We start from the raw sequence: 13,735 nt of genomic DNA, 5'->3' as shown, positions 1-13,735 counted from the left end.
TATTATCATTCTATTACTTTCTTAACTGCAGCTGTGAGTTCATCCTGAAGCTTTGCTGCATCTTCAAGGTTCTTGCCTTTTACGCCCATGTAGAACTTAATCTTAGGCTCTGTTCCTGAAGGTCTTGCGCAGCACCATGAATCATCATTGAGTGCAAAATACAATACGTTTGAAGATGGAAGGCCTGTCTCACCCTCTTTACCTGTTTCCATATCGAGAGTTTTACCAGTCTTGTAATCTCTGAATTCTTCAACTTTCCAGTTACCGAATTCCTTAGGAGGATTCTTACGAAGTCTGTCCATAAGCGCTGCAATCTGCTCTGCGCCTTCTTTACCCTTCATTGTGATAGAATACTGTCCTTCCTTGTAGTATCCATATTCTTCATACATATCGATCATTGCATCCCAGACACTCTTGCCCTGCTTCTTATAGAAGGCAGCAAGTTCACAGAGCATCATAACTGCTACTACAGCATCCTTATCTCTTGCATGCGTTCCTGCAAGACAACCATAGGATTCCTCAAGACCAAATACATAATTGTGAGACTGACCATTTTCTTCGAAAAGTTTGATCTGCTCTCCGATGTACTTAAATCCTGTAAGAACTTCAATATAATGAAGGCCATACTTGCTTGCTACTGCCTTAGCCATGTTAGTTGTAACTATTGTTGTTACAAATGCAGGATTTGCAGGCATTGTTCCTGTAGCCTGACGCTCTCTTAAAATATAATCTCCGATAAGCATTCCGGACATATTTCCTGTAAATGCAACGTATTCGCCTGTCTTATTATCTTTTGCATAAATACCAAGTCTGTCAGCATCAGGATCAGTTGCAAGAACTATATCAGCATCTTTTTCTTTTGCCAGCTTAAGAGCAAGTTCAAATGCCTTAGGATCTTCAGGGTTAGGATAATCAAGAGTTGTGAAATCTGGATCAGGAAGTTCCTGCTCCGGAACAACAAATACATTCTTGAATCCCAGTTCCTTAAGCACTCTTCTTACAGGAAGATTACCTGTGCCGTGGAATGGAGAGTAAACGATTGTAAACTTATCAGCCATCTCATCGATAACATCCTTGTGGATGATCTGCTTTTTAAGTTCAACCATATATTTATCATCGATTTCTTCGCCAAAAGAAACATAAAGTCCCTGAGCGATAGCATCTTCTTTGGACATAGTCTTTACTTCATGATAATCAGTAATAGCGACAACCTCAGAAATAATTCCTGTATCATGAGGAGGTGTAACCTGTGCGCCATCCTCCCAATAAACCTTGTATCCATTATATTCAGGTGGATTATGTGATGCTGTTACCATAACACCTGCGATGCATCCAAATTCACGAAGAGCAAATGAAAGCTCCGGTGTAGGTCTTAAAATATCGCTGACATATGCCTTAATTCCGTTTGCTGCAAGGCAAAGAGCTGTCTCATCTGCAAATTCAGGTGAAAATCTTCTGCAGTCATAAGAAATTGCTACGCCCTTCTTTGCTGCGTCTGCGCCACCATGCTTTTTAATGTAATTAGCAAGACCCTGTGTTGCTTTACGAACAACATATTTGTTCATTCTATTAGTACCGGCACCGATAACTCCCCTAAGTCCACCTGTACCGAATTCAAGCTCTCTATAGAACCTGTCCTCCACTTCTGCTTCATCATTACGGATTGACATAAGTTCTTTCTTTGTTTCATCATCAAAATAAGAATCATTAAGCCAATACTCTAACTGCTTTTGAGCGTCACTCATTTCCTCATCCTCCTTCATATTGTTAAAAATCAATCATGAAAATTATATCATATTAATTTGACATATTATCAATATGTAATAGCAATAACGCAATTATTATGAACAAAGATTGTTACTGTAACAGGTAATTCTCTATCACTGCGTTCTAAGACTTGAATAGCCTTCCACATTCAGACTGAAATCGCTTCTATCCAATGAAAAATTAGGATTATAGTATGGATCGCCTTTATCGAGGACATCTTTCCATTTTGTTCTGAAATGCTCAGATTCAATCTCGTAACGCTCTGCGTTCTTTCCTTCAAGGTCTAGGCCTCTTGATAGTGACTCATAGTGGAAGAGTTCAGCAAATGGAGTAAAGACATTTAAATATCCTTTATTTCTTAGTTTCAAGCAAAAATCAACGTCATTAAGGCTTACAGCAAATCCCTCATCAAATCCGCCAACTTCATCATATTTTGCCCGGCTCACCATGAGGCATGCTCCTGTAACAGCGCTCACATCCTGTGCATAGCACAGTCTTCCCATATATCCAAGATTCATTCCCGCCTGGCCATAATGAGAATGTCCTGCTGTTCTGTGCGCTCCAAGCTTTAGAACTACTCCTGCATGCTGGATCTTTCTGTCGGGGAAATAAAGCTTTGCGCCGACTGCACCCACGTCTTGACGCTGAGCGTACATAAGAAGCTCTTCCATCCAGTTGACGGTTATTACCTGAGTATCATTATTGAGCAGGATCACATATTCGCCTGTACTGTGAGAAACTCCATAATTCACTACTGCTGAATAATTAAAAGCAGGTCTTGAACCATCCTGACTTAAATGTGCGCCATTTTCGTAGAAATCCACAACCTTTACGATATCTTTTAGCGAACCGGTCTTTAATTCCTCGTAATAACCCTTTATTTCCGAACCGGTACTTCCGTTTTCAACAACAATTATCTCGTAATTGTCGTAAACAGATTTCTCATATATAGAACTTATGCATCTTCTAAGATCCTCTGCGTGTTCGCAATTTGGAATAACTATTGAGATCTTTGGAGTACCAATTACTTCATAGGTAATCTTAAAAATAGTTTCAAAAGCCCTTGTACTTGTTATCTTAAAATGATCATATCCATGTCTTCTTAGATGATCGGCAACAGCACCCTTTGCAGCATCAATTGCATATGGCTTTGCGCTAATATCAGACGCCACGCTTCCTGCATGTGATCTCCAGTAATAAAGAAGCTTTGGCACATGTACAATATGCTCAGCTCTGTCAGTTAATCTAAGAATCATGTCATGATCCTGACTGCCATCAAACTTTGTTCTGAACAACTCTGTACCATCAAGCAAAGTTCTTTTAAATACACTGAAATGACAAATATAATTATTTGCTCTAAGGTTATCTATTGCATAGTCAGGCTTAAAATGCATGGTTATCATCTTGTTTATGTCATCACCCTTAAAGGTAGTTTCATCACAATAGATATAATCAGCATTTTCCTCATTTATAGCCTTTACATACCAGTAAAGAACCTCAGGATGAAGAATATCATCATGATCAAAAAGACCTAAATATTCTCCTTCAGCCAGCTCAAGACAATGGTTGGTGTTTCCTGCAATGCCTTCATTTCTTTCAAGCTTCTTATAGGCTATACGACAATCACCGCTTTTCTTTTTAGCCCTTGAATCTGCCTGATACTCCTTAACTATGCTGCTCACAAGGCCAACATGCTCTGCATCAGAACCATCCGCAAGGCAAAGCTGCCAGTTTCCGTAAGTCTGAGCAAGAACAGATTCTATCATGTCCCTTAAGAACTTTTCGGGAGTGTTATATAAAGGAACAAGAATTGAAATAAGAGGCATTTTTTCAAAAACAGCCTGTTCCTGCTGCATGCGAGTCTCCTGACTTGGAAAACTCTCTGTTCCGTAATGAGTCATTGCCTTTTTTTCAATCTGTTTGTACTTAATCTTAGCTACTACGCCGCGTAGGGATCCCTGATTTCTTATCCTGTCCCGCTGTCTTATTACCCAGTGCATTGTATTTCTGGCAGGAGTAGAAGCCTTCCATATGGGATTATTCTTGATCCTGTCCAGTTTAAACTGAAGTTCCTGGTTTTTATCTTCAAGTTCTGCTATTCTTTCTGCCAGATCAGCGCTTTTTAACTTTTCACGCTCATAGGCAGTTTTGTAATCTTTTTCTTCTGACATATAAATATATTCCTGTTAGTTTTGATGATTTGAACGTATTATCAATATATTGGGCACCCAGTTTATGAGCCTTAGCCTACTGGTCTTATCAATGGCAAGCATTCCCACCTGATAATAGCCCGGCGGTAATAGTTCTTTTTTTATCTTGAGCTTATAGCCGGTAAGGTCTACATTGACCTGGTCCTGAAGCCTTACTCTGATGTCAGGTCTGTACCATGTATATGGCGTAAAACTGTAAACCTTGGGTCCTGATGGTCCGGCACCGCCCTCAAGGCGCTCAACACGCCTAAGTAAAAGCTTTTTTTCGAAAATTGCATTGTCTGAACCAATGACAAAACTATATCCCTTAAGATAATAGCCATCTGCATTTCCTTCGGCAGAAACACCATAAAGCCAGTTATCCACAGTGCCGTTGTATTCACAGCCAATTCTCAGGCACTGGTCTTCTCTTGCTCCGCGTATTCCATTGTCATGTATAGTCACATTTGCATACGGAATGTCCTCAACAGGAGTGTAATCTTCCCTTGGAATAATCGCTGATATTGTCTCATCTTCTGTCAAATGCGGGCTATAGAATGGATCCTCATTATAAAGATGCACATGCTTGCGCATAAGGATATCGCCTTCAGCTGCAAGTCTTTCCATCTTCTTGGCATCAAGATTATCAAGTCCCCTTGAAAGAGATTCATGGTGCCTTAGATAAATATGATTACAGCAAACATTGTAGTAGCCTTTTTCAAATACGTTGTAACAAAAATCAACATCATTAAAGGCAACCTTAAGTTCTTCAGGAAATCCTCCAACATCATTGAATTTCTGTCTGCTTATCAACAGGCATGCTGCTGTAACACCTATTGTATTGTGAATACCTCTGTTATATCCAAAATAATGTATCTTCTCATCATGCATCTTCTGAAGCTTGTGAACAGGCCCACGCCTTACATTCGCTATTCCGGCATGCTGAATAAGATCTGTTTCCGGGTATATGAGCTTGGCTCCAACTGCCCCAACATGCTTTAACTGAGCCTGAGAAACCAGCTCGCGAAGCCATCCTTCCTTAACACATTCTATGTCATCATTAAGGAAAAGCAGGTATTCGCCGGTGGAATTCTTTGCTCCCTTATTACACATTGCAGAAAAATTAAACTCAGAAAGCTTATAGATATACTCTATTCTTGTAAGTCCATTTTTCTTTGGCAACTTGCCTATACAACTTCCATATCTGATTCTGTTCTTGGCTTCACTTCCATTATCAAGAACAACTATCTCGTATGTCAGGTTATCATCAGCTTTTGTTGTCTGAACAATTGATTCCAGACATCTCTTTAGTACATCCGGGTGATCCTTGGATGGAATAATAATGCTTACTGTCGTAGGCCTTAGAAGCATATGCCTGGAATTATGAAATGATCTTCCGTAAAAGACATCCTGATCGGCATTTCTGTGGAACAGTACTTCTCTGACATGTCCTATAGGAAATTCTATACCGGTTCTTTTGGCAAAGGCATGTTCACGAATTGCAAGCATGCAAAATAGAACATCTGCAGATAAAAGCGAAGCTTCAAATCCCACATGTTCCGGTGAGTTCTTCTTATTTACATTGGTTCCGCCAAGCATTCTGACGGCATTGTCATATTCACCCGCAGCCTCATGCAATACTTTGGATCTGCAGGCAAATACACTTCCTATATAGAAAGCATTCAGATATGAATCAGGAGACCAGTCCGGCTTAAAATACGGATGAATCAGTTTTCCACCCTTACCATACTCATCTTCATCGGCATATACCACGTTGTGCTCAGGATGGGCAATAAAATACTGTTTGATGACTTCTGTAGCCCTTTTTGTAAGTCTTCCCTTAGGACTTGCAAAAAGATATACTACATCCTCATCATTCTTATTTCCGGAAGCCTCCCACACCTTGGAATAGGTATATACTTTTACTTTGGGTTCCGGAAGTCTGTGCGGAACAAGCTCACCTGTTTCTGAAGTCTCATAATCAATCGGAGCCTCCGCCTTGACTACAGGCTGTTTTTCCAGATTCTTCTGCCACTTATCATAGGCTGAAGACTTGAAATTAACGATTCGATTGTATTTAGTTACCCGACTGCGTATAAGAACAGCCTTAGCTAAATCCTTGAGTATCTCCCCCAATGTGTTACTCCTCTTCGTCTCTATAATATCTTTCTTCGCACTTCTGAATCAGCTTTTTCCCAAGTTTCTCGATTATGTTCTCTTTTGACTCAGTACGACTCTCCGATGTACTATCCAGTGAAGCAACAGCTGCTTCCGCAGCATTCTTTGGCAAAAGAGTCATGATATATTTAACGCACAGATGATTTCTATCTTTAACCCTAAGTCTTTCACTTGTAAGCCCAAACTCAATATTAGGATCTTCTGTATTAAAAATAATAGAATCATCTGAAATCCAGTTACCATTCACCGGATGTATCGATATGTCAGAAGCATTGTCTCCAAAAGGTTCTCCATTCCAGGTAGCATCCAATATTGTCACAAGACATGTTGCAAATGCAGGATCGATTCTCACCACATTACAATTAGGAGAAACAGTGATATCAAGACTAACTGTATTCTTTTCATCATACTTAACATCCGGGAAAAGAGAATCATCCTCTGAATATCCGTTCCCTTCATCCATATATATCTGAATACAATCATCAGGTCTGGTCCCCTGTGTCTTGAGATCAAGTTCTTTGGGAACAATCACCTTTCTTCCGATATTCTTCCATATTTCAACTAATGATTTGCGATTTCCGGTAACATACTTCTGGAATGCATATTCTTCTTCAAGCAATGAATTAATATCCTGCTCATCAAGCCCAAGCTTGCTAAATAAGCCTGAAAAATTAAACTTTTCTCTTTTTCTGTCCTCAAGTTTGTAGCAATAGAGCGCTCTCCAAACCTGTTCCTTCGCAGGAATGCACTTTCCATAAGTCCACTCATAATCTATTATAGTCCAAATCGGACCATTTACCATAATATTGGAAAAAATCAGGTCATAATCAGATACCGGATAATCAGGCTTATAGTTAACTCTTCTAATATACTCGTTTAAAAGAGCCTGAAATCCCTCCATATCATCTTTATCTATGCACGCGTCAAGAAGCGAAGAAAGGGGCACTCCGTTTACAAAGGAAAAGATTGCGCATCCCTGTTCAGGATCTATCTGACAATCATTTATCTCGAAATCTCCGCCTCTGTATTTTTCCATAAGACCTGCGTAAGCATCTCTCATTCCAAAAACGTGTTCTCTGGCTGCTTCTGTAAGTGGGAATTTCTTGATTATCTTACGGCCCGTCCTGCTTATCGCAATATCAGTTCTAATCTTAAATTCATCCACTCTGTCATTACTGTACTTGCAGTAAATGGTATCAAATCCGGGACCAAGAATTACCTCGAAGGAATTTGCAAAATCCTGATACATTCCGTCTTTTACAAGGTCTTCGTAGGCATGCTTCTCATTAAAAAGCACCATCCTGTCTCTGTCAAAGTTCCTGACATTATCCTGTAGTTCTCCAAAACCAGGAAGATAATAATCAGAATGGAGCATTGTCATAAGCTTATAGTCAGGATATGGATAGTAGAAATGGTATTCGTTAAGCCCACACTTCTTAAATATATTGATCAGACCGTTTCTGGTAAAAGTTTTAGCAACACTATCTGAAGAATAACCTTCTATGCCAGTAAAAAATGTTCCAAGATGATCTTCTGCACAGCCTGCAAAATACTTAAGTCCCAATCTGTTCTCAATCGCAATGACTATTCTTCCGCCTTTTCTAAGATGACGCTTTAACATAGTCAGAAATTTTTCATAAGGATTATCTGTCCCAATGTAACCTTGCGCATATTCAAAAACGCCGATCAAAAAAATGTAATCAAAATCCTTGGGAAGATCAGGCTCAATATCTCTGAAATTTCCAACATGAATTGTTACATTGCCATACTCTTTATTTCTGTTGGCATTTATTTCAGATCTTCTTCTTGAAAGATCACAGGCAACAACCTGCCCTGCCTTCTTTGCAAGCATACCGGTAATAGCTCCGCAGCCGGAACCAACTTCCAGAACCTTGGCATTGGGATCCATAGGAATCCATTCTACTATATTGGCTCTCTGCTCTGACAAATGGTAGAGTACAGGCCAGTTTCCACTCTCTTCAATTACCTGTTTGTATTCTGATTTTTTGTATTTTTTGACAATATTAAGCAGTTCATTTTCAATTGCACCATCACTATACAGATCTACACCTGAGTAGTGCTTGAAATTCATTGTAACATTGCCAATCTTCATCTCTTCCTGCACTTTAGTCTTCCACCTTGCATTTTGAATTCATATCATAATAGCCAACTGTATTCTTGTCAGAAACAACAGTAATATTCAGTGCATCATACAATCTGTGATAAACAGTAAAATCATTTTGTTCAAATCCGGTAACTCCAAAGCTGATCAGATACTCGCCGCCTTGTAATGACATGTTCTGTGTAAAGGTAACGTTTTTCACATCTCCCTTTTTTACCGGCTCAAGGAAGGCTTTTTCCACCATGGAATTAGTACCGGTTATTTCTATTCCCATTATATTCTTAAAAGTAAAAGCAAATATAGGCGCTGCTACATCTCTGTTAAATCTGACCTTCATATGAATCGAAAAATCAGTGCCTTTAACTATTGAGCTCACCCTAAGTCCTTTTTCATCTGTAGCATAGAATTCTTCTATAGTTGCTGCGCCGTTTCCGTATTCAAGTGTATCCGGATTCTCTCCGGTAGTATTCTTATCCTTTAACTTTGAGTCAGACCTCTTATCTGCCTCTGCCGCCGCTGCTCTAATTTCATCATCATCAAGGAGATTCTCTGTATCACTTGAAGGAAGCGGATACTGACCAACAAGCACCTGCTTATAAATATCTATCATCTTCTTGGGAGTGCCTTCACCCAACAATACACCCTGATTTAACAAAACAGCTCTGTCGCAATACTTACTTATACTTGAGAGATCATGTGATACAAAAAGAATTGTCTTCCCCTGCTTCTTGAATTCCTCAAATTTATGGTAGCATTTTGCCTGGAAAAAGACATCTCCTACAGATAACGCTTCATCAACAATAAGTATCTCCGGATCAATATTGATAGCTACAGCAAATGCCAGTCTGACAAACATACCACTTGAGTATGTCTTGCATGGCTGATAAACATAATCGCCTATGTCTGCAAATTCCAAAATAGAATCAAGTCTTTTGGTAATCTCTTCCTCAGAAAAACCAATCATCATTCCGTTAAGATAAATATTATCGATTCCGTTATATTCCATGTTGAAACCGGCTCCCAGCTCAAGAAGAGCTGAAATATGCCCGGCAACATTAACTTCTCCTGATGTTGGTGAAAGAACACCTGTTATTATTTTTAATATTGTGGATTTTCCAGAACCATTTGTTCCGATAATACCAACTGTTTCTCCCTTATGGACAGTAAGGCTTACATTATTAAGTGCAAGATGTTCCCTGAACTGTTTCTTTTTTGCAAGTCCCAGTGAATCCTTAAGTCTGTCCATGGGCTTATTATATAATTTATAAGATTTAGTGAGATTTTTAACCTCAATCGCTATATCTTTTTCCATTTATCCAATCTTTCCAAAAACTTATTAGGATGTCAGTATGTCACAGAACATCTGCAAAATGTGGTTTGGATCTCTTAAATACCAATGCGCCAAAACAAAACATTACAACAACAAATATCCAAAAATATGTTGATGAATAGAAATGTTCAAAAAACCATGTATCACCATAAATGGCATTTCTATATCCTTCAACAATATATGTCATGGGATTTAATTTAATAAGCCACTTATACTTATCAGGAACAATATCTATATTCCATAAAATAGGAGTATACCACTGAAATAGCTGCAGACCTATGCTGATGATCTGCAGAAGGTCTCTGAAAAATACTACAATTGCGCAGGTTGCATAGCTTATTGAAAGCACCAATATAAACTCACATCCGACATAGTAAATTAGCTGCAGCCAGTAAATATTAGGATAATAACCGTAGGCGCAGGCAATCACCATCAAAACGCCGATAAAGAAAACGTGGATAAACATTGCTGCTATTATCTTGATTATAGGGAGAATACTTATCTTAAACAGTACTTTTTTTACCAGATAGTTATATTCCAAAAGAGAGGTTGTACCATTAGTCAATGCTTCAGAGAAAAAGAACCATGGCACAAGACCGGATGTCAGGAAAAGAACATACGGAACAGTTGCGCCTCCTGAAACAGCCTGGGCTCTTGACTGAAATATCACATCAAAAACAATGTAATACATGCAAACAGTGACCACCGGCTGTGCCAGTGCCCACACAATTCCCATATATGAGCCCGCATATCTCTTTTTGAAATCATTAACAGATAATCTCTTGATAAGCTTTCTTGAATTGAAGAGCTCAACCGGAAGAACTGTCAGTCGTTCATACCAGACAAAGACAAGTACGCAACTTAAACAAATCAGCACACATCCGCAAATTTTTTTGAGGAATTCTGTATGCTGATCTGCCAGCGGGTTATTATGAAGCACCAAAAGAAGTGCAAGTGCAAACGCTAAACAATAGAAAATCCCCAAGCCTGCGCGCTTGGGAAGTTTTCTTACCCCCTTATTCAATATTCCTTGATTCCTCCCCATTTTGTATCCTTGTCAGAGAAAATGAGTTCTACGCCTTCCTGAAGAGGCCATTCAACTCCGATATCCGGGTCATTCCAGATAAGTCCGCCCTCATCGTTTGGATGATAGAAATCAGAACACTTATATGCAAACTCTGCATAATCAGAAAGAACTAAAAATCCATGAGCAAATCCCTTAGGGATAAAGAACTGCTTTTTGTTCTCAGCTGAAAGAACAACACCAAACCACTTGCCAAATGTCTTAGAATCTCTTCTAAGGTCAACAGCCACATCAAAAACCTCACCATTTATGCAGCGAACAAGCTTATCCTGGGGAAATTCTTTTTGAAAATGAAGTCCTCTTAAAACTCCTCTTTTGCTGGCTGACTGATTATCCTGAACAAATTCACATGTTATTCCGGCTTCAACAAAATCATTTTTGTTATAAGTCTCAACAAAATAGCCTCTCGCATCGCCAAACACCTGAGGTGTAATTACTTTAAGACCTTCAATTTCACAAGTTTCAACTGTTAACTTACCCATTTTATATATCACTCCACTCTATAATTATTCATATATTACAGCATAAAAAGATATGTCTGCTGAATTTATGGAAGTTCTCCCACAGGAGTTCCTCCGATCGTATCTTGAGAAGGATCAATTGTCCCCTGAATTAAATCAGGCTCATTTAACACATTGTCATCCTGTAAAGAATCACTATCTGCTCCTGGGTTATCAAGCTGACCTACAACCGCCATACCGCTTCCGCCTTCTTCATCGTCACTTTTCTCTTCTGTAGATGCTTCCACAGAATTCCCGGTTGTCTTGGAGTTCTTTTGTATCACTACAACAGAAGGGATTTTCTCAGCTTCATCAAAAAAGCTGTCATCATACATAAAGCTCTTGACGTCATCCCCAATCTGCTGCCCGTATATGACCTCATTAGTTTCAGAAGCCTCTTCGGTCACTGCCTCAGTCACTACAGCAGTATTCTTCTTTCCGAATAATCTGCTTAACTTATCTGCGTTGGTTACATAAATAACTACAAAAACTAATACCAGTGCACTGAAAATAGTCAGCAATGTCAACCTGAATACTTTTTTGTCCATATGTCCCCCCCATTAGAGCATCAAAGTCCGTTTGCCACCTCTACAAGATATTTACCATAATCAGTCTTTAACATAGGCTCAGCAAGTGCAAGAAGCTGTTCTTTGCTGATAAAGCCCTGCTTGAACGCAATCTCCTCGATGCAGGAAATGTAAAGTCCCTGTCTCTTCTGGAATGCGCATACAAAATCAGAAGCATCAAGAAGTGAATCATGATTGCCTGTATCAAGCCATGCAAAACCTCTTCCCATTGTCTCAACATGAAGCTCTCCGCGGCGAAGATACTCGTTGTTGATACTTGTAATCTCAATCTCACCTCTTGCTGAAGGTTTAACATTGGCTGCAATCTCAACAACATCATTATCATAAAAATACAATCCCGGAACAGCATAATTGCTCTTAGGATTCTCCGGCTTTTCTTCAATGCTTACTGCCTTGCCGTTTTCATCAAATTCAACTACTCCGTAAGCTCTGGGGTCTCTTACATAGTATCCGAATATTGTTGCGCCCTTTTCTCTTGAAGCTACTTCTCTTAAAAGCTTAGAGAAGCTCTGTCCATAAAAAATGTTATCTCCAAGTACCAATGCAACTGAATCAGAACCAATGAAGTCAGCTCCAATGATAAATGCATCAGCAAGTCCTCTTGGCTGTTCCTGAACAGCATATTCAAAACTCATTCCAAGCTGCTCGCCACTTCCGAACAATTCCTTGAACACCGGAAGATCTCTTGGTGTAGAAATAATAAGTACCTCTCTGATCCCCGCAAGCATAAGCGTAGAAAGAGGATAATAGATCATTGGTTTATCATAAACAGGCATCATCTGCTTAGACATTGCCCTTGTAAGCGGATAAAGTCTTGTTCCTGATCCGCCGGCTAAAATAATACCTTTCATAGTGCCTTAGCTCCTTTTATCTGTTAGAGTACATGCGGTCATAATACTTCTCGTAGTCGCCGCTTGTAACATGTTCCATCCATTCCTGGTTCTCAAAATACCACTTGATTGTCTTGCGGATACCTTCATTGAACATTGTCTCAGGTTCCCAGCCAATCTCAGCTTTGATCTTATCAGGAGCAATAGCATATCTTCTGTCATGACCTTTTCTGTCTGTTACATACTTGATAAGGTCATAGCTAAGGTGAGCTTTTCTTGGATCTGAATCATCAAGCTCTTCTCTTAATACGTCAATGATAGTCTTAACGATCTCAATATTCTGCTTCTCGTTGTGACCACCAACATTATAAGTTTCGAAAAGTCTGCCCTTTTCCTGAACCATATCGATAGCCTTCGCATGATCCTCAACATAGAGCCAGTCACGCACATTCTTGCCATCGCCATATACGGGAAGGTCTTTTCCCTCAAGAGCATTGTGAATAATGAGCGGAATCAGCTTCTCAGGGAACTGATAAGGTCCATAGTTGTTGGAACAGTTTGTAATATTTGCAGGGAACTTATATGTATCCATATAAGCCTTAACAAGCATATCTGAACTAGCCTTACTAGCTGAATAAGGGCTGTGTGGTGAATATGGTGTTGTCTCATAGAAATAAGCATTTGGATCATCATCAAGAGAGCCGTAAACTTCATCCGTTGAAACGTGAAGGAATTTCTTGCCTTCCTTGAATGTTCCATCAGGATTCTCCCATGCCTTCTTTGCAGCATTGAGCATTGTAGCTGTGCCAAGTACATTGGTCTGAACAAATACTTCAGGATTTACAATTGATCTGTCAACATGGCTTTCTGCAGCAAAATGAACAACTCTGTCGATATCATTTTCTTCAAAGATCTTGTTGATCGCATCTCTGTCGCAGATATCTGCCTTAACAAAAGTATAATTGTCTCTTCCTTCAACATCGCGAAGGTTTTCAAGATTACCTGCATATGTAAGTACATCTACATTGATAATGCGAATTTCATTATCATATTTCTTAAACATGTAATTGATGTAGTTAGAACCGATAAATCCAGCTCCCCCTGTTACTAAATAAGTTCTCATTTTTATCATCCTCTTTTAAAAAAAC

10 protein-coding genes are annotated in these 13,735 nt (G+C 39.3%); all 10 read right to left on the bottom strand.

The window, feature by feature from the left end:
- Positions 1-5 precede the first annotated feature (5 nt).
- A complete protein-coding gene (locus BM086_RS15430; RefSeq protein WP_092328747.1) occupies positions 6-1,745 on the bottom strand; it encodes a phospho-sugar mutase in 1,740 nt (579 codons plus the stop codon).
- 135 nt (positions 1,746-1,880) lie between these two features.
- The gene (locus tag BM086_RS15425; protein ID WP_092328744.1) at positions 1,881-3,938 is read right to left on the bottom strand and encodes a glycosyltransferase family 2 protein; all 2,058 of its coding nucleotides are present in this window, start codon (positions 3,936-3,938) and stop codon (positions 1,881-1,883) included.
- Between the two features lie 15 nt (positions 3,939-3,953).
- On the bottom strand, positions 3,954-6,092 hold the full coding sequence (locus BM086_RS15420; RefSeq protein WP_092328739.1) for a glycosyltransferase family 2 protein: 2,139 nt from the start codon (positions 6,090-6,092) through the stop codon (positions 3,954-3,956).
- Positions 6,093-6,096: 4 nt separating this feature from the next.
- Positions 6,097-8,259 (bottom strand): SAM-dependent methyltransferase, encoded by a 2,163-nt coding sequence (locus BM086_RS15415; RefSeq protein ID WP_242952236.1) that lies wholly within the window; start codon positions 8,257-8,259, stop codon positions 6,097-6,099.
- A 1-nt stretch (position 8,260) separates the two neighbouring features.
- On the bottom strand, positions 8,261-9,568 hold the full coding sequence (locus BM086_RS15410; protein WP_092328734.1) for an ABC transporter ATP-binding protein: 1,308 nt from the start codon (positions 9,566-9,568) through the stop codon (positions 8,261-8,263).
- A 40-nt stretch (positions 9,569-9,608) separates the two neighbouring features.
- Positions 9,609-10,610 (bottom strand): ABC transporter permease, encoded by a 1,002-nt coding sequence (locus BM086_RS15405; protein ID WP_242952235.1) that lies wholly within the window; start codon positions 10,608-10,610, stop codon positions 9,609-9,611.
- A complete protein-coding gene (gene rfbC, locus BM086_RS15400; protein ID WP_092328725.1) occupies positions 10,607-11,152 on the bottom strand; it encodes a dTDP-4-dehydrorhamnose 3,5-epimerase in 546 nt (181 codons plus the stop codon). The genes BM086_RS15405 and rfbC overlap by 4 nt, the downstream gene beginning before the upstream one ends.
- 65 nt (positions 11,153-11,217) lie before the next feature.
- Positions 11,218-11,718 carry a hypothetical protein gene (locus BM086_RS15395; RefSeq protein WP_092328722.1) on the bottom strand — a complete coding sequence of 167 codons (501 nt, stop codon included), beginning with the start codon at positions 11,716-11,718 and terminating at the stop codon, positions 11,218-11,220.
- A gap of 20 nt (positions 11,719-11,738) precedes the next feature.
- Positions 11,739-12,608, bottom strand: coding sequence for a glucose-1-phosphate thymidylyltransferase RfbA (rfbA, locus tag BM086_RS15390; RefSeq protein ID WP_092328718.1), 870 nt, complete (start codon positions 12,606-12,608; stop codon positions 11,739-11,741).
- A gap of 16 nt (positions 12,609-12,624) precedes the next feature.
- Entirely contained in the window at positions 12,625-13,710 is a 1,086-nt protein-coding gene (gene rfbB, locus BM086_RS15385) for a dTDP-glucose 4,6-dehydratase (RefSeq protein WP_092328713.1), read from the bottom strand.
- Positions 13,711-13,735: the final 25 nt, after the last annotated feature.

The sequence above is a fragment of the Butyrivibrio sp. YAB3001 genome (genome assembly GCF_900112195.1).
Taxonomy (GTDB): domain Bacteria; phylum Bacillota; class Clostridia; order Lachnospirales; family Lachnospiraceae; genus Butyrivibrio.
The sequence above is the reverse complement of the archived record's forward strand: the minus strand, read 5'-3'. Positions and strand labels throughout refer to the sequence as shown.

What these genes read in the sequence shown, in the direction of transcription:
- BM086_RS15425 (WP_092328744.1), bottom strand. Translation starts at nt 3,938, where the DNA reads ATGTCAGAAGAAAAAGATTACAAAACTGCCTATGAGCGTGAAAAGTTA.
- BM086_RS15410 (WP_092328734.1), bottom strand. Translation starts at nt 9,568, where the DNA reads ATGGAAAAAGATATAGCGATTGAGGTTAAAAATCTCACTAAATCTTAT.
- rfbB (WP_092328713.1), bottom strand. Translation starts at nt 13,710, where the DNA reads ATGAGAACTTATTTAGTAACAGGGGGAGCTGGATTTATCGGTTCTAAC.
- rfbC (WP_092328725.1), bottom strand. Translation starts at nt 11,152, where the DNA reads ATGGGTAAGTTAACAGTTGAAACTTGTGAAATTGAAGGTCTTAAAGTA.
- BM086_RS15395 (WP_092328722.1), bottom strand. Translation starts at nt 11,718, where the DNA reads ATGGACAAAAAAGTATTCAGGTTGACATTGCTGACTATTTTCAGTGCA.
- BM086_RS15430 (WP_092328747.1), bottom strand. Translation starts at nt 1,745, where the DNA reads ATGAGTGACGCTCAAAAGCAGTTAGAGTATTGGCTTAATGATTCTTAT.
- rfbA (WP_092328718.1), bottom strand. Translation starts at nt 12,608, where the DNA reads ATGAAAGGTATTATTTTAGCCGGCGGATCAGGAACAAGACTTTATCCG.